Genomic DNA, 21,379 nt, shown 5'->3' with positions numbered 1-21,379 from the left:
GATTGCCGGGATCGCTGAGGCTCATTGCCCTCTGTACTAATTACCGGAGCATCACGCGGCATTGGCCGCTGTACTGCCTTTACGTTTGCTGAAGCTGGCTGGGATCTCATCCTTCTGTCGCGAGACGAAGCTTCTCTTCAATCCCTAGCGACTGAATTGGCTTCAACGGGTCAACGCATCGTGCACGGAGCTGTTGATCTCACCAAACCTGAGGAGATCGCTCCAGGGGTGGCAACCTTGCTCGGTCAGGGGCTTACACCGTCTGTACTGATTAACAACGCAGGCGCTGCTTGGACCGGAGAGCTGCTCGAGATGCCCTTGGATCGCTGGAATTGGCTGATGCAACTCAACCTCACCAGCGTGTTTCAGATGTGCGCTGCTGTGGTTCCTGCCATGCGTCCTCAAGGCGGACTTGTGATCAACATCAGTAGCCATGCCGCACGAAATGCTTTCCCGAACTGGGGGGCGTACTGCACGGTGAAGGCCGCCTTAGCCAGCTTCACGCGCTGCCTTGCTGAAGAGGAAAGGGCGCACGGGATTCGTGCCTGCACGCTCACCCTCGGTGCTGTTGACACGTCACTTTGGGATTCTCCAACGGTTCAGAGCACGTTTGACCGGCGTGCCATGCTTCCAGTCGAGCAAGCTGCTGTTACGCTTCTTCATCTTGCGCAGCAACCGTCCACACAAATTATTGAAGACCTCACTTTGATGCCAGCTACTGGTGCCTTTTAAAACACCCCTGACATGACTTCTACAATTCCAGCTATCTCCAACGGCACTTTGACTTCACTGAATGCTGAAGTTCAACCCGTTTCTCAGAGAATTCGCCAGCGTCTCATCGATCAGGGTGTTTCTTTCCTGGCAAATGACAACGTTGCGGCATTCATCCAAACCGGTGAGCTCGATGAACTCGAGATAGAGGTTGCTGATCGTGTCAGGGAGCTTCTGCGCAGCCTGGTCATTGATATCGAAAATGATCACAACACAGCTGAAACGGCCGAGCGTGTGGCTCGGATGTATCTCCGTGAGGTGTTTAAGGGTCGCTATCACCATCAACCCAAGGTGGCGAGTTTCCCCAACGTCAAGCAGCTCGACGAGATCTATACCGTTGGCCCCATCACCGTTCGCTCTGCCTGCTCCCACCACCTCGTCCCAATCATGGGGAACTGTTGGATCGGCATTAAGCCTGGCGATCGTGTGATTGGTCTCTCCAAGTTCACCCGTGTGGCTGATTGGGTGTTCTCAAGGCCGCACATCCAAGAGGAAGCGGTGATGATCCTTGCTGACGAAATTGAACGGCTCTGTGCTCCTCAAGGTTTGGGCATCATCATCAAGGCTCAGCACTACTGCATGAAATGGAGAGGTGTGCGTGAACCGCAAACCAGCATGGTGAATTCAGTGGTTCGTGGTGATTTCCGTCATGACCCGAGCCTCAAGCAAGAATTTTTCGAGCTTGTGCGCCAACAGGAAGCCATGCTCAGCACCTGATTGGTCGTTTGAGCTGAGGGTGATCAGTGCGGTTGAACCGGTTTTATGGAATCGGACCGATCACGTTGCTGCTCACCCGCTGAACTTGGCCATCGCTGGTTGCAACGACCAGCACGGCCATGATTTCTGAGCCTTTGTCGTCTTGGCTGATTTGATAGGTTTCCTCGCTGCGATCAAAGACGAGTTTCCAATGGCCATCCCCTTGGCGTTGGTACCAGTGAATACGAACGCTGTTGATTTGTTCTCCTTGGAGATCAAATTTGGTCTTGATGAGTTGTCCTTCTCTCGCCTCTCCGATCAGGACGAATTGTTTTAGTCCTTGGATCGTTTGTTTGATCCGACCTTCCGCCTGGACGTCTGTTGAGATTTCCTTATTGAGAACATTGATTTGCTGTTGAGGATCTGCTGTTAAACCAGGCACGCATTGCAAACTCCCGCCTTCGAGGCGACAACCTGGAAGCATTCCTTGCGCTTGCGTGGCCGCAGGTAAAAGACTGATCCACGCGAGAAGACATACAGATGCTGCAGCCCGATAGGCCATGGAAATTGGTTTTATTGATGGCAACTTATTGCCGAAGTGGTCTGTTGTCATGAACGGCTTGAACAAGGGCGCGAACTTTGTCCAGGTCTTTCACTCCCGGCTTCGCTTCCAGTCGGCTTGAGGCATCGAGTCCATAGGGGGAAACCAGCCCGAGAAGGTCAGGGACCCATTCGGCGCTGATTCCTCCAGCCAACCACCAAATGGTGTTGGGTTTGAGCTGGTCATGCAAGTGGGTAAACCAGCTTGGGTCCAGGCGATGGCCGGTGCCGCCAAGTTGATCAGGGCTCCAGGCATCCAGTAACAGGGCATCAATATGGGATTCAAAGGAGCTCAGTTCACTCAAATCTTGTTCTGTGCGCAGTCTCAGAGCTTTCCACCAGCGCACTGATGGATGCTGCTGCTTCAGCTGAAGGCAGCGCTCTGGCGTTTCCGATCCATGCAGTTGAACGATCGTTGGTGTCCCATCGCCTTGAAGTGCGCTTTGGATGGCGTGATCGGAGCAATCCGCGACAACCCAGACGCGCTCGACGTCCGGATGCCGCGTTTCCAATTCCGCAAAGATGGCACGTCGGAGCGGCTCCTCGACGCAACGGGGGGTGTTGTCCACGCCGATCACGCCGATCGCCTGCACTCCCATCGCTGCGATCGAACAGGCTTGAGAGCGATCGGTGAGCCCACAGATCTTCAGAGCGATAGCCGCATCGGACATTCGATCGAGGTGCTCGGGTGGCTCCTTTCTAGGATTGAGTCATCGGGCCACGGCAGTGCCCAAAGGAGGAGCCCATGGGCGAAGGCTGGCAGCTGATGCAGATTCGCGGCATTCCGCTGAGGGTTCACCCCAGCTGGTTCATCATTTTGGTGTTGTTCACCCTTGCTTTTCAGCAACAGGCCGCGGCTCTTCCAGAAGGGTCTGGTGCGCCAGTCCTTAGCTGGTTGTTGGGTTTGGCCACGGCACTCCTGCTGTTTGTCTCCGTGCTTTTGCACGAACTGGGCCATTCCCTTGTCGCCTTAAGGGAAGGAGTCAAGGTGAACAGCATCACGCTGTTTTTGCTTGGTGGCGTTGCTCGCGTGGAACGGGAATGCTCCACGCCGATGGGATCGTTTCGGGTGGCCGCGGCTGGACCAGCCGTCAGCTTTGCTTTGGCTGGTTTGCTATTGGCCAGTCAGCACGCTGCAACCCATGCCAATCCATTGCTGGGCAATCTTGTTGGTCAGCTTGGTGCACTGAATTTGGTCTTGGCAGTGTTCAATCTTTTGCCGGGATTGCCCCTTGATGGAGGCTTGATCCTTAAAGCGCTTGTGTGGCAGTTCACGGGGAGCCAACGCCGCGGGATTCAGGTGGCGACGGCCACGGGGCGGCTTCTCTCGCTGAGCGCGATCATGATTGGGGTTTATATCTTCCTTCGTGGTGGGGGATTCACAGGCCTTTGGCTTGTGATGTTGGGTTGGTTTGGCATGGGAGCTTCGCGCTCCCAGTCTCAGACCCTGGCGCTGCAGCAGCTCTTGATCAATTTGCGGGTAGGACCTGCCTCCTCCAAGCGTTACCGGGTGTTGGAAGCCGATCAAAGCTTGCGCAGCCTGAGCCAAATGCGCCTGAGAGGAGCTGAGTCGGAGAGCGATCTGATGCCCGACTGGGTGCTTGTTTGCCGGTCTGGGCGCTGGCTCGGATACGTCACTGATCAGCCACTCAAAGACCTCTCCGTTCAGTACTGGGATCGACAGACCGTGGGGGAGCATATGCGACCGCTGGCTGAACTTCCCTCTCTTCAAGAGTCGGCTCCCCTGTGGAAGGCCGTTCTCGCACTCGAGCAAAGTGAGCATGGACGATTGCTTGTGACTGGTGCTGCTGGTCTTCCCTCCGGAACTCTCGATCGCAGTGATGTGGGCGAAGCGGTTTTGAAGGGGCTGTCCCTCAAATTGCCGCCCCCCCTGCTCGAAGCCTCTAGGCGCCGCAATGACTATCCCTTTGGCTTACCGCTTCTCCAGGCGGTCATGTCGATGCGTGCCTCGGGATTGTTGGATGAGACCTCGGATTCGTTGACTTCATAACCAGCTGCCCGTTCGCTGATCAGCTGCCGCTCCTTGCTGCTGATTGGCGTCACGTCCCAGCTGAGTCCTGGCCAAAGCTCGGCAATGGCTTCGGTCAGAGCCGCTTCCACGCTGGCCGCCGACGGTGCGCAGGGCTGCCAGCAGGGTGGAGCCGTTCCAAAGACGTCTTCCCAAAGCTGTTGGGACGGGGCCAAGGGGATTTCACCGTGCTGCAGCAGGTGCCCCCTCTGCCAAAACTGGGCGCTGCCGATGCGTTTATGCCCTGCAGGATCGACTAAATCCGCCGTGGTGGCGCTGGCGAAGCAATTTCGGCTTCCAGCGAGGGCAGGTTCATCTCCTGGGTGAAGCTCTAGGCCGAGTCGGGCTAATCCAGATGCGATCCAGCGGTTCACCCGGCCATAGGCTTCGCGGCGTTGTCGGGGTGGATGCGGCCAGATCAAGGCGTAGGTGAGTCCACCACCATGCAGGACAGCGCCTCCACCGCTGGGGCGACGGACCATGGCTAAGCGTCCGCTTTTCACCAGATCGAACCAATGATTCGACCGTAGTGTTTGATGGCGCCCCAGTGACAGCCAGGACCCTTCCCAGAGATAGAAGCGGAGCACGGGGCCAGGGTTGTTTGTGGTTTGGCACTGTTCCAGCAACAGGGCGTCAAAGGCCATATGGTCTGGACCTTGGCCGGCGACAGCTGGGATCAGTCGGCCGTGGGTTTCGAACTCAGACCGGCAGGATGCAGGAATCGACATGGCCGGAATGGAGATTGTGGATTGGCTCCTGGTGGTGCCTCTGGGACTGCTTGCCGGGGGCTTGGCTGGTCTGCTGGGGATTGGCGGTGGGTTGATTTTCGCTCCTCTGTTGCTCTGGATGGGATTAACACCCCATCAGGCTCTGGCGACAAGCACCTTCGCCATTGTGCCGACGGCGATCAGCGGCACGGCTACCCATCTGCGCGCGCGAACGGTGCCTGCTCCGGCTGGATGGGCCATTGGCATCGCCGCTTTTGTAACGGCCCTGGTCTTCAGTCGCTTGGGGCGCTTGGTCGATGGATGGCACTTGTTAGCGCTGCAATCACTTCTTTATTTGTTTTTGGCTTGCACGATTCAGTCACGCTCCAATGATTCGGGGTCAGATACGGATCAGACGTTTTCGTTGCAAGGACTGACCGCCGTGGGTGGCTTGGCAGGATTTGCCGGTGGAATGTTGGGCTTGGGCGGCGGCCTCGTGATGGTGCCCGTGATGGTGCGGGGGTTGGCCGTCCCGATTCGACTCGCGATCCGATTCAGCACGGTGGCAGTGGCCTGTTCCACCGCAGCGGCGTCTCTTCAGTTTCTTTCTGAAGGGAGAGGGCAACCCACGCTGGGCCTGATTCTGGGTGGAGTGGCTGCAGTGGGGGCGCAGTGGAGTGCCTCGCGCTTGGACGATGTGAGGGCTGATCGGCTGGCCTGGATGCTGCGCGGCCTGGCCATTCTGTTGGCGTTTGATAGTGCTCGCAGAGCATTCCAGCTAGCGCTCCTTGGGTGATTCTGGGGCCAACGCCCGCTTCCCAGATGGTTTGACTCAGATGTTGAACTCCAGGCCGTGAGGGCAAGCACTGGTACAGGCGGCCAGCAGGAAGCCGATCACCATCCACGCGCGATCTTCCTCAGCGTTGATCAAGGAGAGTCCAGAACGCGGCATCCACTTCGTAGCCAATGGTGGCGGCCATCTGGAGCAAGTTGCCCCGCTGAGATTGGGGAAGGTGTTTCCCCAGGTGATCGAGAAGCATGAACCGGTGGGTGATCCAGATCTCCAGGGCTTGAGGGTCGAAGCGAATCCCTTCACTGGGACTGAAGTCGTGGGGGACCACCATCGCCACGTGTTGGATCAGGCTTCCGCCAGATCGCTCCAGCACGAGAGGGAGCCAGGGGTGCACGGCATCGGCCCTGAGGGCCCAAAGTCGGGGCTCCGGGCATTCACTCAGCTCTCTGGGATCGTCGGCATCCCGCGGCCAGTTGTACTGCAGCTCTAACCCCGCACTATCGATGAGAAGATCTGTGAGCGGCCGTTCCATCCATGGGTTCAGCGCCCTGAGATCAAGCGTCTGAATGGCAACGGCATCGACAACAACGGGTTGCGTTCGGCTTTGGGCATCCATGGGGGTGTGACAGGCCTTTGCGAATGATGGCTTGTCGAGGGGGTGAGGAGAAAGAATGGAGGAGCGTTACGCATCCGTCATGGTCAGTTCTATTACTCAAACTGAGATTTTCATCGCTTTAGTGGTGGCTGCTCATGCCGGCGTGTTGGCTGTTCGCCTTTGTGTGAGCCTGTATCGGGCGTGAACGGACGTATGGGTTGAGCGATGGGCTCTTGCAGTCTTTCTCCGCTGCGTTAAAAGTGCATATGACTAAGGCAGCTTCATCGCCAACACGACAACGATCCAAGTCATCTGATCTCTTCGCTAAGGAACCGGTCGATGCTGTGACCCGTGCCGCCCTGATTCAAAGTCAGGGCGATCTCAGAGACATGCTGTGCAGTGGCCTGGCATTAGCTGTGAAAATTGGTCTGATCAGCCTTGGTGGCGTCAGTCTTGTCAGGCTTTCGATGGCTTATCAGGAGCGCTTAGATCGCCATGGAGAGCTGGCTGCTGTCGTGGATGTGGAGACCAACAAGCTGCGTGGCCTACAGCAACAGTTTGACCGTTTGTTCACCCTCGGCGGCAGAGACCGCCTGATGGATGAACAGGATCAATGGATTGCTCCAAACCGTCTGCGCATTATCTGGCGCTGAAGCCGTGGCTCTTTGAGTGACTCTTTGAGATTCGTCGCCAACGACGCTTGAAAGGTCAAACTGGGATCAGATAAAGGCATCTCGCGATGGGAACCCCAGGCTCCGTTCTCATTACTGGAACAACCTCTGGTGTGGGCTTGAATGCCACGCAGGCGTTGGTTCGTCAGGGATGGACCGTGATCACGGCCAATCGGAACCCTCAGCGTGCTGCTGGCGCTGCTGATCGGCTGGACATTCCCCGCGATCGCCTGCATCACATCCTGATGGATTTAGGAGATCTCGAGAGTGTCCGCCACGGGGTGGAGAGCCTTCCCGGCGGGGTGGATGCTTTGGTTTGTAATGCGGCGGTTTACGAGCCGAAGTTGAAACAGCCCAAGCGCTCGCCACAGGGGTATGAACTGTCGATGGCCACCAATCACTTGGGCCATTTCTTGTTGATTCAGCTTCTTCTTGATCGCTTGAAGGCGTCTACCCATCCCTCAAAACGGATTGTCATCCTTGGCACAGTGACCGCTAATTCCAAGGAACTTGGAGGGAAAATCCCCATTCCAGCTCCAGCTGATCTTGGTGACCTCTCAGGTTTCGAAGCCGGCTTCCTCGATCCAATCGCGATGGCGAATGGCCAAAAATTTAAGCCCGGAAAGGCTTACAAAGACAGCAAGCTGTGCAACATGATCACCACTCAGGAACTTCATCGACGGATCCACGCGGATACCGGAATTAGCTGCACGTCTCTCTATCCAGGTTGTGTGGCTGACACGCCTTTATTTCGAAACACCCCGAAGGCATTTCAAGTGATTTTTCCTTGGTTTCAAAAAAAGATTACGGGAGGATATGTCTCTCAGTCTCTAGCTGGTGAGCGGGTTGCGATGGTGGTGGCGAATCCTGACTTCAGCCAGTCAGGTGTGCATTGGAGTTGGGGCAATCGTCAAAAAAAGGATGGCAAGCAATTCAGCCAAGAATTGTCCGACAAGGCGACAAATCCAGATGTCGCCCGTCGGGTTTGGGAGCTTTCAATGAAACTCGTGGGTCTCTGATCAGTCGAAACCCAGAAGGTCAAAGATCTCCCTGTCTTTGAGGGACACGGCTTCCAATGGTTCAACATTATTGAGCATATTGCTGGCCAAGCGGATGTACTCCTCTTGAACAGCTTTCACGCCATCCTCGTTTTCGTCCATCTCGAAAATGGTGCATTTTTTCAGGCGTGAACGTCGAATAGCATCCACATCCTTGAAATGAGCCATCGTGCGTAGGCCCGTTTTTTCGTTGAATTTATCGATCTGGTCCGTATCAACGGAGCGATTGGCCACGACGCCTCCGAGGCGCACCTTGTAGTTTTTCGCCTTGGCTTGGATCGCTTGCACGATTCGGTTCATCGCGAAGATGGAATCAAAATCGTTTGCGGTCACGATCAAGCAATAGTTCGCATGTTGAAGGGGTGCAGCGAAGCCACCACAAACCACGTCGCCAAGCACATCGAAGATCACGACATCGGTGTCTTCGAGAAGATGGTGCTCCTTCAGCAGCTTCACGGTTTGGCCGGTGACGTAACCGCCGCAACCGGTGCCTGCGGGCGGCCCTCCGCTTTCGACGCATTTCACGCCGTTGTAACCCGTGAACATGAAGTCCTCGGGGCGGAGTTCTTCGCTGTGAAAGTCCACCTCCTCGAGGATGTCAATCACCGTCGGCACCATCTTGTGGGTGAGGGTGAAGGTGCTGTCGTGCTTAGGGTCGCAACCAATCTGGAGCACGCGTTTTCCTAATTTTGAAAATGCGGCAGAAAGGTTGGAGGAGGTAGTGGATTTGCCGATGCCACCTTTGCCATAGACGGCAATGACAAGAGCTCCCTCCTCAATTTTTGTCCCTGGGTCCTGATGGACCTGAACACTGCCGTCACCGTCCGCCGGACGGGTGAGAGTTGTGGTCATGCAGAGACCTGCTTCGTGGGTGTTGTTTTCATTTTTACTTCAGCAAGCTTGAACAGTCAGCTTTCAATTCGTGATCGAAACATCAGGACCGATGGTGTTGAAAGACTGACGAGGATTGGGCAAATTGGCATGAAAATAGCTGGGCTAATGAGTACAAAAACTCAGCCGCTCATGCCTCGTTGCAGGTAAGCAATTGCGGCTAAAAATGGTTGTGCGGATGGTTAGGCGCTGAAGTGGGCTTTCGCGTCGTACAGGGTTTCGCTGTCGATTTGGTGACGCCCAGTGGATTTGGCAAATGTTTCGGTGTTTCGGCGTACTTTTCCCCGAACGAAGAAGGGGATTTTTTTCAGCTCTGCTTCCCCATCAGCCGTCCACACCAGCTCATTTTCGAGGGTGCCGACAGCGACCTCCGTTTCTGCAGCAGCTCCAGAACCTCCCGCATGGCCAAGGTGGCTTTGATGGCCATCCACGAACTCAAAATCGTGTCGGAACATGCCGATGAGGTGTTCCTCTAGACCCATCATCAGCGGGTGCACCCAGCTGTCGAAGATCACGTTTGCGCCTTCCCAGCCCATTTGAGGACTGTTTCGGGCCGGCACGTCTTGGACATGCATCGGCGTACTGATCACGGCACAGGGGAGGCCGAGTCGTTTGGCGCTATGGCGCTCCATTTGGGTGCCGAGCACCAGCTCCGGAGAAGTGGCGGCCATTGCGGCCTCGACGGCGAGGTAGTCATCACTGATGAGAGCCTCAAGCCCCATCGCTTTTGCTGCCGCTCGTACGGGTCGAGCCATTTCTCGGCTGTAGGTGCCTAGGCCAACCACTTCAAAGCCAAGCTCCTGTTTGCAGATTCGTGCTGCTGCCAAGGCATGGGTTCCATCTCCAAAGATGAACACCCTTTTCCCCGTTAGGTAGGTGGAGTCGACGGATTCTGAGTACCAGGGCAGTCTGGACTGACGAATTCCCTCTTGGGGGGAAGGTGGTGTCATCCCCAGCAGCGTGTGAACTTCAACAAGGAAGTCTTGGGTTGCGCCGATTCCAATCGGGACGGTGCTGGTGAAGGGGATTCCAAAGCTGCGCTCGAGCCAAGCGCAGCTTGATTCTGCGATCTCTGGGTAGAGGCACACATTGAGGTCGGCTTCTGGGAGTCGATGCACATCTGCCACCGTGGCTCCCAACGGAGCGACGACCCCCACGTCGATGCCATGCATGCTTAACAGCCGTTGAATTTCGAGGACATCGTCTCGACAGCGAAAGCCGAGCAACGATGGTCCAAGCAGATTCACGCGGGGACGTCGTCCTTGGCTTTGCCATGCCTTGGGGTCATGGGTCAGCTCAGCAGGAGCTTGATCTTTCAACAGAGTCCGAACCAGTTGATAGAACGTTTCTGCGGCACCCCAATTCTCTTTTTTGCTGTAAGCCGGCAGCTCTAAATTCACGATTGGCATGGTCAAGCCCATGCCAGCGGCTAAAGAACCAGGCTGGTCCTGAATCAATTCCGCCGTGCAGCTTTCGCCAACGAGAAGGGCATCGGGTTGGAAGCGATCAACGGCTTCGCGCACGTGGCGCTTCACCAGTTCCGCGGTGTCACCGCCGAGATCTCTGGCTTGAAAGGTGGTGTAGGTGACGGGGGGGCGTTGATCTCGACGCTCGATCATCGTGAACAAGAGATCGGCATAGGTATCCCCCTGCGGTGCGTGCAGCACGTAATGCACACCTTCCATGGAGGCCGCAATGCGCATGGCGCCGACATGAGGTGGTCCTTCGTATGTCCAGAGGGTGAGTTGCATGGTTTTAGGCGTGAACAGGGTCAGAGTCGATAGGGGCGCTACTAGGCGGGTTCAGCGCTTGGCGAATGAGTTCGCGTCGTCTCAGCGGCCGGGAGAACAACTCGGCCAACTCACCGGCCTGATCGATGCCATGAATGGGACTAAACACCAATTCAATCGACCACTTGGTGGCGATTCCTTCTGCTTCGAGTGGATTGGCAAGCCCCATGCCGCAGACCACGAGATCGGGTTGCGTGGCACGGACGCGATCCAGCTGCTTCTCCACGTGCTGTCCCTCCATCACAGAAGTGCCTTCAGGGAGAAGCGCAAGCTCCTCAGCCATTTGCTCGCGATTTAAGTAGGGCGTCCCCACTTCCACCAATTCCATCCCGCATTCCCTTTGCAAGAAACGCGCGAGCGGAAGTTCGAGTTGAGACTCCGGCAGAAGAAAAATGCGTTTGCCATTGAGGATGTCTCGATGGGGCGCTAGAGCACTTTGGGCGCGAGCGACCAGCGGATCCAGCACGGAGGCGACCTGGTCAGCGTTGATTTGAAAGTCTTTTGCTGCGGCTTCCATCCAGCTGCGGCTCCCTTCCGCACCCAAGGGGAAGGGAGCCGTTAAGACCCGAGCACCACGATCGCGCAGCAAGCGTGCTGTTGTGGTGAGGTACGGCTGCGTCAACAAGACCGTGGTCCCAGGCCCAACGGCGGGTAGTTCCGTGGATTGGCGTGGGGGCAAGCTGCAAACCGAGTCGATGCCAATCCGACCAAAGAGGTGAATGAGGCGATCTTCGACGGCATCGGCGAGCGTTCCGACCATCAACAGCTGGCGTTGATCTGTCGAGGGCATGAGGGGAATCAAGGCCGAAAGAGCACCGTCTTCACCTTGGGTAAACGTGGTTTCGATGCCGCTTCCCGAATAATTCACGACCTGAACGCGGCCTCTCAATTCATCGTTGAGCCGTTCTGCTGCCCGCGCTAGATCCAGCTTGATCACTTCGCTTGGGCATGACCCCACTAAAAACAAGGTGCGAATCTCAGGCCGTCGTTCCAGCAGCTCACGCGCGACGCGGTCGAGTTCATCTTGAGCATCAGCGAGGCCTGCGAGGTCGCGTTCGCTCAGAATCGCTGTTCCAAAACGGGGTTCAGCAAAAATCATCACGCCAGCAGCGCTTTGAATCAAATGAGCGCAGGTGCGTGAGCCCACTACCAAGAAAAAGGCATCCGGCATCCTGCGGTGCAGCCAGACGATCGAGGTCAGACCACAGAACACCTCCCGTGGTCCTGTTTCCTTGAGCAGATTCACGCTCATCGCTTTAAAGCCAGGTTCCTTCCGTCACGATGACGCCAGATTCACGTAGTGCTCAGACCTAACAAAATTCTTCGGGATCGGTGTTGATTTCCAGTTGGGCCAGATTTGCCGGAGATGACTACATTTCAGCGCAAATGAGGCCTTAGATCAGATGTTGTCCTTACGAGCTTTCCCTGCCGTTCTTGCTCTGGGTTTGACCTTGGTGGCCTGTCAGTCAGTCGAGAAAAAGGCAGAAAAAGACCAAGCCAAGGTGCTCTCCGACTCTGCCCTTGTCTGCAGTGCAACGGCTGAAGTGGAAAAAGCCCTGGAGCAAGTTGATGGCCTAACACCTGCTTCAACGGTGGCTGATGCTGAAGCAGCGGGTGCGTCGCTCAAAAAAGCCCTCGCCAAACTTGATCAGGCTGAAGCTGAACTTCAAACCTCTCAGTGGAAGGAGTATCGCGACCAAGTGGCGATCTACGAAAAATTTGTGGGTCAGGTTCGACAGAACAAATCGATGACGCTCGAGGATGCCGCTCAGCAACTCAAAGCCAAGGCTGCTCCCGTGCTTGCAGCTCAAGAGCAACTGGCCGAAACCACGGCTTGTATCGAAGTTGAAAATTTGACTAATTCAGAGGATGAAGCCTCGCGGGATAAGTCGAAGGACGAAGGACCCGACAATGCTGATTCCGAATAATTTCAATCAATTGAGATGATCAATGGCGTTGATCAAAGGCGGCGACGAAAACGATCGTCGCCGAATCCCCCTGTTGATTGAGATGAATCCATATCGATCTGGGTCAGACGCCAAACATTTCTGCTCAAACGGCTCGCCCGTAGGCCTCCTCTTTCAACTCGCTCTGATCCTGGGCGAATTCCTAGCAATTGAGTGACTTCCGCCGTACTCAATGGCGCTCCCGTTTTGAGAGCTAGGTCGGTGAGCTCGAGTCTCTGGCGCAGCTCTACAAGATTCGCAGCTCCACCATCTTCAGCATCGCTCCAGATCCAACGACCGGGACCTTCCTGGTTGAGCTTTTGCATTAAGCCCATTCCGATCATCCCCAGCGCTTGTTCGGCGCTGAGATCGGAACTCAACGCGGTCGTTACTGGGTTATGGGTCTGATTGGCTGCCATGCTGCACTCCCGATTTGCGCGGACGGTATCGGTTCCTTTGGCTGATGCAAGTCGCGAGACGAATTTTGTGAGCAACCTTCCGGTAACATCTCCGCCATGAATCGCTTCGCCAGCTTCGATGCCCGGGAGCGGCGAGTTGGCGGAAGCGCTCTCGTCACCGGAACTGAGGTTCACACCTCAGCGAGTGGAGCCAGCTGTGTCGTCACGACCGACAGTGAATCCCCACGACTGTTGAGGCAAAACAGTCATGTGCAGTCCATTGAACTGCGCACCTATGTCTTTCTCGATTCTCTGCAACCCCAGCTCGCTGCCTACATGGGCACGGTGAGTCAAGGCTTTTTGCCGATTCCAGGTGACGCTTGTCTATGGATGGAGGTCTCACCTGGGATGGCCGTCCATCGCGTCACCGATATTGCTCTCAAGGCCAGCAATGTTCGTCTTGGGCAGATGGTTGTTGAGCGCGCCTTCGGCTCCATGGCTCTTTATCACCGAGACCAGAGCACGGTGATTCATTCCGGTGATGTGGTTTTAGAGGCGATTGGCAGTTCCGTCGATCGACGAACCCCCGCCGATGTCAGTTGGACGGAAGTGATTCGGGCCATCACTCCTGACCATGCCGTTCTCATCAATCGTCTGAACCGCAGAGGATCGATGATCGAGGCAGGGATGAGCATGTTCATTCTCGAGACGGAGCCTGCTGGCTACGTTCTGATCGCTGCCAATGAGGCTGAAAAGTCTTCAAACATCACCTTGGTGGATGTCAAAGCGGTTGGTGCGTTTGGACGCCTCACGCTCGCTGGGAGAGAAGGAGATGTTGAAGAGGCTGCCGCAGCGGCGATGCGCGCGATTGAATCGATCAATCGCAATTGTTCGTCGAGGTGATGTCTTTTGCTGACTTACTCACTTTTTCTGATGAAAGTGGATGCGTCAGCGAATTCCTAACTGCGCACGTAAGCGAGGTGCCATCTCCCTTGCGGCTTTTCCGCGGCTCCCAAGGCGGCTGAGTTGGGCTGCTGTCATCTCTCCATAACTGCATCGCGTTTCGCGAATCCAGAAGAGCGACTCCAATCCACCACCTGGATAGGCAACAGATTTGAGGATTTCACCCCAGCAAATACCTTCCGAGCTTTCAATCGACGCTCCATCTGGAGAGCAGAGAACCATGGTGCTGCAGAAACGGGCACTGCGGTAGGGCTGGTCCGCCATCGATTGCAGCAGTTTTGCAATCTTCTCGTCGTCGGTAGGAGCGAGACGGGCTGTATAGAGGCCAGGAGCCCCGTCGAGGGCATCAACCTCAAGCCCTGAGTCGTCAGCCAGAGACCAGGTTCCCGTCAGCTGGGCGGCGGCAGAGGCTTTAAGGAGCGCGTTTTCGAAATAGGACGCTCCCATCTCTTCAACCTCCAGCTCGGGTGGTTGAAGCACCACCTTCAGAGGGAGAGGCCCAAGCATTGCCTCAATTTCAGCAACTTTGCGTGGATTGCCACTCGCAATGGTCAGAGTGCGCACTGAAGGGGATCGAGAGAGTCCCATTGTGTGGGGTAAGGGTAAAAATATCGCTCAGATTCGAAAACGAAGCTCAGTTGCGCTTGAACATTCCACTGCGCTTACGCGGAAAACTTTGCTTCGTGGCGAAAGATATGGGGTTTGGCGGCCATTGCCTAGAGCTTGTGTTGGTGTGCTCACCCGAACCAGCACAGGGCTTCGGATCAGTTCGGGCAAGGGTGATCAGCAGTGCTTATGAAGTTCAGTATGGACAATGATCTTGCAAAGGCCCCAAACAGCTTGACGAGTTGGCCTCCGGCAGACCAATGTCATCGGCGAACATTCCACCCCCCTTACTCGGTAGGCAATGGCTAACGAAACCATGGGTATCGCTCTCGGCATGATCGAGACACGCGGCCTGGTCCCAGCGATCGAAGCAGCTGATGCAATGACCAAGGCTGCTGAAGTGCGCCTGATTGGACGTGAATTCGTCGGCGGTGGCTACGTCACAGTTTTGGTGCGTGGCGAAACTGGTGCCGTCAACGCAGCTGTGCGTGCAGGTGCAGATGCTTGCGAACGTGTCGGCGACGGCCTCGTAGCGGCTCACATCATTGCTCGCCCTCATCGCGAAGTTGAGCCAGCGCTCGGCAACGGCAACTTCCTCGGACAAAAGGACTGAGATCAGCCGTTAACCCCCTGATGGGGTTGCGCCTCTCATTTCCCTTACCGACTTAACGGAATTAATCCATGAGCAAGAAGTACGACGCTGGGGTCAAGGAGTACAGAGACACTTACTGGACTCCCGATTACGTTCCCCTAGACACCGACCTGCTGGCCTGCTTCAAGTGCACCGGCCAAGAAGGTGTCCCCAAAGAAGAGGTGGCAGCTGCTGTTGCTGCTGAATCTTCAACTGGTACATGGTCCACTGTGTGGTCCGAGCTCCTCACCGACCTCGACTTCTACAAAGGACGTTGTTATCGCATCGAAGACGTTCCTGGTGACAAGGAGGCTTTCTATGCCTTCATCGCTTACCCCCTCGACCTGTTCGAAGAGGGTTCCATCACCAACGTTCTGACCTCCTTGGTCGGTAACGTCTTCGGCTTCAAAGCTCTGCGCCACCTGCGTCTGGAAGATATTCGCTTCCCGATTGCTTTCATCAAGAGCTGCTACGGCCCGCCAAACGGCATCGCCGTTGAGCGCGACCGCATGAACAAGTACGGCCGCCCTCTTCTGGGTTGCACCATCAAGCCAAAACTTGGCTTGAGTGGCAAAAACTACGGTCGTGTGGTTTATGAGTGCCTTCGTGGCGGTCTGGACTTCACCAAAGACGACGAGAACATCAACTCCCAGCCCTTCCAGCGTTGGCAGAACCGCTTCGAATTCGTTGCGGAAGCCATCAAGCTGTCCGAGCAGGAGACCGGTGAGCGCAAGGGTCATTACCTCAACGTGACCGCGAACACTCCCGAAGAGATGTATGAGCGCGCTGAGTTCGCCAAAGAACTCAACATGCCGATCATCATGCATGACTTCATCACCGGTGGCTTCACCGCCAACACCGGTTTGTCGAAGTGGTGCCGTAAGAACGGCATGCTCTTGCACATTCACCGTGCGATGCACGCTGTGATTGACCGTCACCCCAAGCACGGCATTCACTTCCGCGTTCTCGCCAAGTGTCTGCGTTTGTCAGGTGGTGACCAGCTTCACACCGGCACCGTGGTCGGAAAGCTGGAAGGTGATCGTCAGACCACCCTCGGCTATATCGACCAGCTCCGCGAATCCTTCGTTCCTGAAGATCGCAGCCGCGGCAACTTCTTCGATCAGGACTGGGGTTCCATGCCTGGTGTGTTCGCCGTTGCTTCCGGAGGTATCCACGTGTGGCACATGCCCGCACTGGTTGCCATCTTCGGTGACGACTCCGTTCTCCAGTTCGGTGGTGGTACCCACGGTCACCCCTGGGGCTCCGCAGCTGGTGCTGCTGCCAACCGTGTGGCCCTCGAGGCCTGCGTCAAGGCACGCAACGCCGGTCGCGAGATCGAGAAAGAAAGCCGCGACATCCTCATGGAAGCCGGCAAGCACAGCCCCGAGCTGGCCATCGCTCTCGAGACCTGGAAGGAGATCAAGTTTGAGTTCGACACCGTCGACAAGCTCGACGTTCAGTGATCGGTGCAAGGGGTGATTTTTTCACCCTTTACCCGAGCCTCTAGATGACTCCGGCCGGAAGCATTAGATCCGGCCAAAACATTTTTATAGCGTGATCCCCATGCCTTTTCAGAGCACCGTGGGTGACTACCAAACAGTCGCCACCCTGGAGACATTCGGCTTCCTTCCGCCGATGACCCAGGACGAGATCTATGACCAGATCGCTTACATCATTGCCCAAGGTTGGAGCCCGCTCGTTGAGCACGTCCATCCTTCCAATTCCATGGCCACTTACTGGTCTTATTGGAAGCTCCCTTTCTTCGGTGAGAAGGATCTCAACGTTGTTGTGAGTGAACTCGAGGCTTGCCATCGCGCATACCCCGACCATCACGTTCGCATCGTTGGTTACGACGCCTACACCCAGGGCCAAGGCTCCTGCTTCGTGGTTTTCGAAGGTCGCTGATCTTTCGGTCTCACGATTTCGAGCCCTGAATGAATCAGGGCTCAACTTTTTCTGTAGGGACTCGTTCCCTTCAACTCACGACGACACTCTCGGGCGGACATGGCAAGACTTTCTAGTCGCGAACTAGCACTCGAGCGCCGTAAGGCTCTCACCACTGCTGGCAAAAAGGCATCCGTTGCTGTATCGGCAGGTGCGAATCGCGTTCGGTCGGCCGGCGATGCCCGCAAGACGCGCACCAATGCAGATCCAATTGCGGCAGCCCCTACAAAGGCCGCAACCCCCGTCGCCGTAGAGCGACCAAGAAATCAATCACTGACATCTGCATCATCTGGTGCCCATCGTTCTCGGGTGAAACCTGTGAGTCAACCCAGTCGAGAGCTCGTGCTGGCTCGCCGTGAAGCCTTGTCACGTCGTGGGAAATCAGCAGATACAACCAAAGACAGAAATCGGGCTGAGGTCGCACGTAAATCAGCGACCACGGCAGCCACATCAGCTCCCTCGGCCGCTAAAAAAGACTGTGGTTGTGGCGGCGCTAGCGCCGCTGAAACACCAACGCGTCTAAGTCGACAAGCGGCAACTGTTGATCTTTCAACCAACAATTCTTCTCGCCGGAGCAAAGCTCCAAAGCGACGTGCCATCGACAACCCAAGCCGTTCCCTTGTGTTGGCTCGTCGTGAAGCGATGTCTAAACATGGAAAAACAGCAGGGAAACAACCCACAAGTGCTGCCGCAGTGGCCCGTCAGGCCAATCCTGATCTCACCAGCCGAGAGCTGGCTCAACAGGTGCGTGAGCTTCGCGCGAAGTCCGGAGCCCGTAGCAAGCAAAGCGCTGGCGTAACGCGTCCAACTGGTCCAAATCGAAACGGAGCCAAGCAATCCGCCGCCGCTGATGCTCACTGGAAAGTGGGTGAGTCTGAGACCACTGGAGGTCAGACTGTGACAGGCACTCAGGCCAATCGCTCCATCAAGACGACGGGTAATGAAGCCAGCACTTGTCGTTCCATTACTGGTACTGAATATCTCGGTGCGGAGGTCTTTCAGACCTTCTGTCAGAGCGCTCCAACGCCAACCACACCCGCCAAGGTTCGTGTGTCTGCCACCAGCCATGGCAATCGGGTCACAGGAAACGAAGTTGGGCGCTCGGAGAAAGTGACTGGGGATGAGCCTGGCACCTGCAAAAGCGTGACAGGCACCGAATATATTTCTGCGAATCAAAGCGCCGCCTATTGCGGTGGAAGCAACCCCTCTCCGCGCAAGGTTGGCCATAGCCTGACCCAGCAAGGTCGCCCAGTGAGTGGGGTGATGGTGGGACGATCTTCCAGCGTGACTGGCGATGAAGCTGGTGCGAATCGCTCGTTGACTGGTGATCAATATTTAGGGTCTGATCCCCTTCCTGAAGGGCGTCCGGCTGCCAAGGTTGGTCTGTCTGAAACCCTTTCAGGTACGGGTGTGACCGGCACGATGGTGGGCCGTTCTTCCAGTGTCACTGGAAATGAATTCGGATCTTGTCATCGGGTGACTGGTGATCAATACATCAGTTCCGAACAAGTCAATTCGTTCTGTGGTGCGAAGCCGGATCCAGAAGCCGCCAAGGTTGGATTCAGCGTCACCAATCGGAATCAAGTTGTGAGCGGAACTCGCACCGGCCGTTCCGAAAAGGTCACAGGTGACGAGCCAGGAAGTTGCAAAGCAGTCACGGGAACTCCCTATGCAGGTCTCGAGCAAGCAGGCCAATACTGCGGTAACTCTGCTGTTCAAGCGATCCGCGAACGGACTCCCGTTCGTCCCGGTACGCCCTCCTCTCCGATGACAGGCCTTCAGCCAGGGATTGGAGGAGTGATGACTGGTGGCGAACGCGGCGCCTGCGAAGCGGTGACAGGAACTCCTTATATCGGTGCTGATCAGTTGTCAGCAGCGTGTGGTGCTGAGGCACCGCTCGGTACAGAGACCCATGGCCAATCACCAGAGGGGTCGAGTTGGACGCGATTCAGTGTGGTGTCGCCTGCCCGAGCTGCGCAACAGCAGCGTGAGACCAGCAAAGGTGTCACCGGCACCGCTTATGAAGACAGCAGCCGTATTACGGGCCCTTTTGATTTGGCCGGTGGCAAAATCACCGGCACAGAGCAATTCCGATTTGATAATCGTGAATTTCAAGAGCGTCACAACCAACTTCAGCCCCAACGTCAGTTTCAACCCACCACCCCTGAGGTTGAAGTCGCCACGCAAGAACCTGCTTCCCGGGTCACCGGAGAGGGCTCGTCCACCAAAGTGACGGGTGATGACTGGGATCGTGGTGAACACGTGACGGGCACTGAAGGTGTGTCTGCTCGTCGTCGTAATCCAAGCCGTTCTGGCGCGATGGGAGCCATGCCCCCCTTCGAACGAAAGCGCAACGAGCAGTCTGAGTGGCCTGAAAGTCGTGTAACGGGTTCCAGCGGCAGCACTTCAAAGGGTTCACTGATTACCGTCTCTGGCGGAGCACGGGGCTGATCAACGAATGGTCCGCTCTATGCCTTCCCGTGGCGGGCGACCTCTGTCCCCCTCCGCTCCGACGCGACGTCAGTTGCAACAAGGGAGAGCCGAGTCTTCGGCTTCCTCTGATTCCAAGCAAGCTGATCCCAAGCAAGCTGATCCCATTCCCCTCTCGGCGCGTGCGGCCTCGCTTGAAAGAAGGCGAGCACTCACCACATCCGGTAAGGCCGCCGTCTTGGCTCAAGGCACGCTTGGTGCTGGTCGGGTCAGGACAAGCCAAGACAGCAGGCGTTCAGTCCCTCAACAACCCGCCTGGGTTCGTCGCGATCAAAAGTCTTCAAATGCATCCCTGAGTCGTTCAAATCGCTCGACGCAATCGACCACAACGCGCCCAACGTCTAAGCGCTCAATATCCAGTCGCCAAACATCCAGTCGCCCAGTCGCTCATCGCCTACATCCTTTAACGGATCGGGTTGCTAATGACCATTTACGTTCCTACGAACTAGAAGTCAAAGGGCGGTTTGAAAGGATTGTTCCTGTTCTTCAAAAGATTTCAGCGCTTCAACATCATGCTGATTTTATTGATCAGGCTCAGCTTTTAGCCTGTCGCGAGCTGGGATTTGACCTTCCCAAGCACATTCTTGAGCGTGCCTGGGTTCGTCCTTTGGATATGAGAGCGCTCTATGCGTGGTGTGTTTTTGAATCGCACCGTGTTTTTAGTGATTGCTTTTTTCAGAAAGATCCCCTCGCTGCTTCTTCAGGGAGTGAAGCAGCCAAGACGTTTGAGTCCTTCCTTCTCGATTGTGGTTTTCATCTCCTTGATGTGACGCCTTGTGCGGATGGTCGTTTGGCTCATTCGATTGCTTACGCCTTACGGATTCCATTCAGTTCCGTGCGTCGACGTTCCCATGCCGGAGCGATGTTTGACGTCGAAAATACGGTTAATCGATGGGTCAAGACTGAGCATCGGCGTTATCGCGAGGCGATCCCTAATGCCGGCAGCCAGGACACCCGCTACCTCAAGGTCGTGACCTACCACTTCAGTTCCTTGGATCCAAGTCATCAAGGCTGTGCTGCCCATGGAAGTGATGACAAATTAGCGGCCTCTGCTGGATATCAGCGTCTTCTTGATTTTCGACAGGCTGTCGAAAATAGTTTCTGCTGTGGCGCTTCCGTTGACTTGTTGTTGATTGGACTTGATACCGATACCGATGCGATCAGGGTTCATCCCCCTTCAAGCGATAGTTCAACACAATTAGATCGATGGGTGTCAGCTCAAGATCTCTACGAGACAACATCCACGATGTCTCCTGATCAGGCGTTGATTCAAATCGCTGAAGCCGTTGAATCTGGTGCACCCGGGGCGATGGACTCGGGAATGGTGTCCTTGATTACGCGTTTAATTGCGAATAACATCTCTCAGATTGATTACGTCACCGAGCTTCATGCTGGTCCTTATCCCGATGCGGGTCATGCCGAACGTTTTATTGGTGTAGGCATCGGTTTTAAAGAAGTCCATTTGCGCAATCTCACTTACTTTGCGCATTTAGATACTGTCGAAGAGGGGGCACCGGATTTGGATGTTGGTGTAAAAATCTTCAAGGGTTTAAACGTTTCGCGAGATTTGCCGATCCCTGTTGTGATTCGTTTTGATTACTCCAGTTCCGTCCCTGGTGCGCGCGAACGAGCCATTTCGGATTGTCAGAGAGTTGATTCGGCTATTTCAAATCGATACTCAGACCTCGTTCGTGATGGTTTACTCCATACCTGTTTAACGATCCGAGATCGCAGTCAAACTGCTCCTGCAGAAGTTGTAGGGTCCACTCTCGATCCTGACGTTCAGGAGGCTCACTGATC

Annotated in this window: 24 protein-coding genes; 15 read left to right on the top strand and 9 right to left on the bottom strand. The window is 55.8% G+C overall.

Annotated elements, in window-relative coordinates; all coding sequences use genetic code 11:
• The first annotated feature begins 24 nt into the window (after positions 1 to 24).
• On the top strand, positions 25 to 732 hold the full coding sequence (locus SynROS8604_RS10670; RefSeq protein WP_186543972.1) for an SDR family oxidoreductase: 708 nt from the start codon (positions 25 to 27) through the stop codon (positions 730 to 732).
• Between the two features lie 12 nt (positions 733 to 744).
• Positions 745 to 1,488, top strand: coding sequence for a GTP cyclohydrolase I (folE, locus tag SynROS8604_RS10665; RefSeq protein WP_006853365.1), 744 nt, complete (start codon positions 745 to 747; stop codon positions 1,486 to 1,488).
• A 43-nt stretch (positions 1,489 to 1,531) separates the two neighbouring features.
• Here the strand turns inward: folE and SynROS8604_RS10660 are convergent, their stop codons facing one another.
• Positions 1,532 to 2,029: a hypothetical protein gene (locus tag SynROS8604_RS10660; RefSeq protein ID WP_186543971.1), complete on the bottom strand. Its 498-nt coding sequence runs from the start codon at positions 2,027 to 2,029 to the stop codon at positions 1,532 to 1,534.
• 25 nt (positions 2,030 to 2,054) lie between these two features.
• Entirely contained in the window at positions 2,055 to 2,738 is a 684-nt protein-coding gene (locus tag SynROS8604_RS10655) for a phosphoribosylanthranilate isomerase (protein WP_186543970.1), read from the bottom strand.
• 74 nt (positions 2,739 to 2,812) lie between these two features.
• On the opposite strand from SynROS8604_RS10655, the gene SynROS8604_RS10650 reads away from it, so the two are divergent.
• Positions 2,813 to 4,078 (top strand): site-2 protease family protein, encoded by a 1,266-nt coding sequence (locus SynROS8604_RS10650; RefSeq protein ID WP_186543969.1) that lies wholly within the window; start codon positions 2,813 to 2,815, stop codon positions 4,076 to 4,078.
• Here the strand turns inward: SynROS8604_RS10650 and SynROS8604_RS10645 are convergent.
• On the bottom strand, positions 3,988 to 4,824 hold the full coding sequence (locus SynROS8604_RS10645; protein ID WP_186543968.1) for a lipoate--protein ligase family protein: 837 nt from the start codon (positions 4,822 to 4,824) through the stop codon (positions 3,988 to 3,990). The genes SynROS8604_RS10650 and SynROS8604_RS10645 overlap by 91 nt on opposite strands.
• A gap of 7 nt (positions 4,825 to 4,831) precedes the next feature.
• On the opposite strand from SynROS8604_RS10645, the gene SynROS8604_RS10640 reads away from it, so the two are divergent.
• Complete coding sequence (locus SynROS8604_RS10640; RefSeq protein WP_186545943.1) at positions 4,832 to 5,599, top strand: sulfite exporter TauE/SafE family protein; 768 nt, start codon at positions 4,832 to 4,834, stop codon at positions 5,597 to 5,599.
• 121 nt (positions 5,600 to 5,720) lie between these two features.
• On the opposite strand, the gene SynROS8604_RS10635 is transcribed toward SynROS8604_RS10640, so the two are convergent.
• Positions 5,721 to 6,212, bottom strand: a complete 492-nt coding sequence (locus SynROS8604_RS10635) for a CRR6 family NdhI maturation factor (protein ID WP_186543967.1) — start codon at positions 6,210 to 6,212, stop codon at positions 5,721 to 5,723.
• Between the two features lie 79 nt (positions 6,213 to 6,291).
• On the opposite strand from SynROS8604_RS10635, the gene psaM reads away from it, so the two are divergent.
• The 3 genes from psaM (at position 6,292) to SynROS8604_RS10620 (ending at position 7,881) form a co-directional block, all read left to right on the top strand.
• Positions 6,292 to 6,396 (top strand): photosystem I reaction center subunit XII, encoded by a 105-nt coding sequence (gene psaM, locus SynROS8604_RS10630; RefSeq protein ID WP_071778033.1) that lies wholly within the window; start codon positions 6,292 to 6,294, stop codon positions 6,394 to 6,396.
• Positions 6,397 to 6,457: 61 nt separating this feature from the next.
• Complete coding sequence (locus SynROS8604_RS10625; protein WP_186543966.1) at positions 6,458 to 6,844, top strand: hypothetical protein; 387 nt, start codon at positions 6,458 to 6,460, stop codon at positions 6,842 to 6,844.
• An 86-nt stretch (positions 6,845 to 6,930) separates the two neighbouring features.
• The gene (locus tag SynROS8604_RS10620; protein WP_186543965.1) at positions 6,931 to 7,881 is read left to right on the top strand and encodes a protochlorophyllide reductase; all 951 of its coding nucleotides are present in this window, start codon (positions 6,931 to 6,933) and stop codon (positions 7,879 to 7,881) included.
• Here the strand turns inward: SynROS8604_RS10620 and bchL are convergent, their stop codons facing one another.
• The 3 genes from bchL to SynROS8604_RS10605 form a co-directional block, all read right to left on the bottom strand.
• Entirely contained in the window at positions 7,882 to 8,772 is an 891-nt protein-coding gene (gene bchL, locus SynROS8604_RS10615; protein ID WP_006853355.1) for a ferredoxin:protochlorophyllide reductase (ATP-dependent) iron-sulfur ATP-binding protein, read from the bottom strand.
• 221 nt (positions 8,773 to 8,993) lie between these two features.
• Positions 8,994 to 10,562 (bottom strand): ferredoxin:protochlorophyllide reductase (ATP-dependent) subunit B, encoded by a 1,569-nt coding sequence (locus SynROS8604_RS10610; protein WP_186543964.1) that lies wholly within the window; start codon positions 10,560 to 10,562, stop codon positions 8,994 to 8,996.
• 4 nt (positions 10,563 to 10,566) lie between these two features.
• Positions 10,567 to 11,853, bottom strand: coding sequence for a ferredoxin:protochlorophyllide reductase (ATP-dependent) subunit N (locus SynROS8604_RS10605; protein ID WP_006853353.1), 1,287 nt, complete (start codon positions 11,851 to 11,853; stop codon positions 10,567 to 10,569).
• A gap of 151 nt (positions 11,854 to 12,004) precedes the next feature.
• On the opposite strand from SynROS8604_RS10605, the gene SynROS8604_RS10600 reads away from it, so the two are divergent.
• Complete coding sequence (locus tag SynROS8604_RS10600; RefSeq protein WP_186543963.1) at positions 12,005 to 12,529, top strand: hypothetical protein; 525 nt, start codon at positions 12,005 to 12,007, stop codon at positions 12,527 to 12,529.
• A 32-nt stretch (positions 12,530 to 12,561) separates the two neighbouring features.
• Here the strand turns inward: SynROS8604_RS10600 and SynROS8604_RS10595 are convergent, their stop codons facing one another.
• Positions 12,562 to 12,966 carry a hypothetical protein gene (locus SynROS8604_RS10595; RefSeq protein WP_186543962.1) on the bottom strand — a complete coding sequence of 135 codons (405 nt, stop codon included), beginning with the start codon at positions 12,964 to 12,966 and terminating at the stop codon, positions 12,562 to 12,564.
• A 96-nt stretch (positions 12,967 to 13,062) separates the two neighbouring features.
• Here SynROS8604_RS10595 and SynROS8604_RS10590 point away from each other — a divergent pair, with 96 nt between their 5' ends.
• Positions 13,063 to 13,848: a BMC domain-containing protein gene (locus SynROS8604_RS10590; RefSeq protein WP_006853350.1), complete on the top strand. Its 786-nt coding sequence runs from the start codon at positions 13,063 to 13,065 to the stop codon at positions 13,846 to 13,848.
• A 45-nt stretch (positions 13,849 to 13,893) separates the two neighbouring features.
• Here SynROS8604_RS10590 and SynROS8604_RS10585 read toward each other — a convergent pair whose 3' ends face one another.
• The gene (locus SynROS8604_RS10585) at positions 13,894 to 14,496 is read right to left on the bottom strand and encodes a non-canonical purine NTP pyrophosphatase (protein WP_186543961.1); all 603 of its coding nucleotides are present in this window, start codon (positions 14,494 to 14,496) and stop codon (positions 13,894 to 13,896) included.
• 56 nt (positions 14,497 to 14,552) lie between these two features.
• On the opposite strand from SynROS8604_RS10585, the gene SynROS8604_RS10580 reads away from it, so the two are divergent.
• The 6 genes from SynROS8604_RS10580 (at position 14,553) to SynROS8604_RS10555 (ending at position 21,377) form a co-directional block, all read left to right on the top strand.
• Positions 14,553 to 14,726: a hypothetical protein gene (locus SynROS8604_RS10580; RefSeq protein ID WP_186543960.1), complete on the top strand. Its 174-nt coding sequence runs from the start codon at positions 14,553 to 14,555 to the stop codon at positions 14,724 to 14,726.
• An 89-nt stretch (positions 14,727 to 14,815) separates the two neighbouring features.
• Entirely contained in the window at positions 14,816 to 15,127 is a 312-nt protein-coding gene (locus SynROS8604_RS10575) for a BMC domain-containing protein (RefSeq protein ID WP_006169870.1), read from the top strand.
• 68 nt (positions 15,128 to 15,195) lie between these two features.
• Positions 15,196 to 16,608, top strand: coding sequence for a form I ribulose bisphosphate carboxylase large subunit (locus SynROS8604_RS10570; protein WP_186543959.1), 1,413 nt, complete (start codon positions 15,196 to 15,198; stop codon positions 16,606 to 16,608).
• Positions 16,609 to 16,708: 100 nt separating this feature from the next.
• On the top strand, positions 16,709 to 17,050 hold the full coding sequence (locus SynROS8604_RS10565; RefSeq protein ID WP_006853347.1) for a ribulose bisphosphate carboxylase small subunit: 342 nt from the start codon (positions 16,709 to 16,711) through the stop codon (positions 17,048 to 17,050).
• Positions 17,051 to 17,149: 99 nt separating this feature from the next.
• Positions 17,150 to 19,540 (top strand): CsoS2 family carboxysome shell protein, encoded by a 2,391-nt coding sequence (locus SynROS8604_RS10560; RefSeq protein ID WP_186543958.1) that lies wholly within the window; start codon positions 17,150 to 17,152, stop codon positions 19,538 to 19,540.
• A gap of 19 nt (positions 19,541 to 19,559) precedes the next feature.
• Positions 19,560 to 21,377, top strand: coding sequence for a carboxysome shell carbonic anhydrase (locus tag SynROS8604_RS10555; RefSeq protein WP_370586503.1), 1,818 nt, complete (start codon positions 19,560 to 19,562; stop codon positions 21,375 to 21,377).
• The last annotated feature ends 2 nt before the right edge of the window (positions 21,378 to 21,379 follow it).

The organism is Synechococcus sp. ROS8604, from assembly GCF_014279655.1.
Taxonomy (GTDB): Bacteria; Cyanobacteriota; Cyanobacteriia; order PCC-6307; family Cyanobiaceae; genus Synechococcus_C.
The sequence above is the reverse complement of the archived record's forward strand: the minus strand, read 5'-3'. Positions and strand labels throughout refer to the sequence as shown.

Coding starts and splice junctions, on each gene's coding strand:
- SynROS8604_RS10605 (WP_006853353.1), bottom strand. CDS start 11,853: ATGAGCGTGAATCTGCTCAAGGAAACAGGACCACGGGAGGTGTTCTGT.
- folE (WP_006853365.1), top strand. CDS start 745: ATGACTTCTACAATTCCAGCTATCTCCAACGGCACTTTGACTTCACTG.
- SynROS8604_RS10565 (WP_006853347.1), top strand. CDS start 16,709: ATGCCTTTTCAGAGCACCGTGGGTGACTACCAAACAGTCGCCACCCTG.
- SynROS8604_RS10595 (WP_186543962.1), bottom strand. CDS start 12,966: ATGGCAGCCAATCAGACCCATAACCCAGTAACGACCGCGTTGAGTTCC.
- SynROS8604_RS10600 (WP_186543963.1), top strand. CDS start 12,005: ATGTTGTCCTTACGAGCTTTCCCTGCCGTTCTTGCTCTGGGTTTGACC.
- SynROS8604_RS10620 (WP_186543965.1), top strand. CDS start 6,931: ATGGGAACCCCAGGCTCCGTTCTCATTACTGGAACAACCTCTGGTGTG.
- SynROS8604_RS10610 (WP_186543964.1), bottom strand. CDS start 10,562: ATGCAACTCACCCTCTGGACATACGAAGGACCACCTCATGTCGGCGCC.
- SynROS8604_RS10585 (WP_186543961.1), bottom strand. CDS start 14,496: ATGGGACTCTCTCGATCCCCTTCAGTGCGCACTCTGACCATTGCGAGT.
- SynROS8604_RS10635 (WP_186543967.1), bottom strand. CDS start 6,212: ATGGATGCCCAAAGCCGAACGCAACCCGTTGTTGTCGATGCCGTTGCC.
- SynROS8604_RS10640 (WP_186545943.1), top strand. CDS start 4,832: ATGGAGATTGTGGATTGGCTCCTGGTGGTGCCTCTGGGACTGCTTGCC.
- SynROS8604_RS10650 (WP_186543969.1), top strand. CDS start 2,813: ATGGGCGAAGGCTGGCAGCTGATGCAGATTCGCGGCATTCCGCTGAGG.
- SynROS8604_RS10645 (WP_186543968.1), bottom strand. CDS start 4,824: ATGTCGATTCCTGCATCCTGCCGGTCTGAGTTCGAAACCCACGGCCGA.
- SynROS8604_RS10570 (WP_186543959.1), top strand. CDS start 15,196: ATGAGCAAGAAGTACGACGCTGGGGTCAAGGAGTACAGAGACACTTAC.
- SynROS8604_RS10560 (WP_186543958.1), top strand. CDS start 17,150: ATGGCAAGACTTTCTAGTCGCGAACTAGCACTCGAGCGCCGTAAGGCT.
- SynROS8604_RS10660 (WP_186543971.1), bottom strand. CDS start 2,029: ATGGCCTATCGGGCTGCAGCATCTGTATGTCTTCTCGCGTGGATCAGT.
- SynROS8604_RS10655 (WP_186543970.1), bottom strand. CDS start 2,738: ATGTCCGATGCGGCTATCGCTCTGAAGATCTGTGGGCTCACCGATCGC.
- SynROS8604_RS10555 (WP_370586503.1), top strand. CDS start 19,560: ATGCCTTCCCGTGGCGGGCGACCTCTGTCCCCCTCCGCTCCGACGCGA.
- SynROS8604_RS10590 (WP_006853350.1), top strand. CDS start 13,063: ATGAATCGCTTCGCCAGCTTCGATGCCCGGGAGCGGCGAGTTGGCGGA.
- psaM (WP_071778033.1), top strand. CDS start 6,292: ATGGTCAGTTCTATTACTCAAACTGAGATTTTCATCGCTTTAGTGGTG.
- bchL (WP_006853355.1), bottom strand. CDS start 8,772: ATGACCACAACTCTCACCCGTCCGGCGGACGGTGACGGCAGTGTTCAG.
- SynROS8604_RS10575 (WP_006169870.1), top strand. CDS start 14,816: ATGGCTAACGAAACCATGGGTATCGCTCTCGGCATGATCGAGACACGC.
- SynROS8604_RS10625 (WP_186543966.1), top strand. CDS start 6,458: ATGACTAAGGCAGCTTCATCGCCAACACGACAACGATCCAAGTCATCT.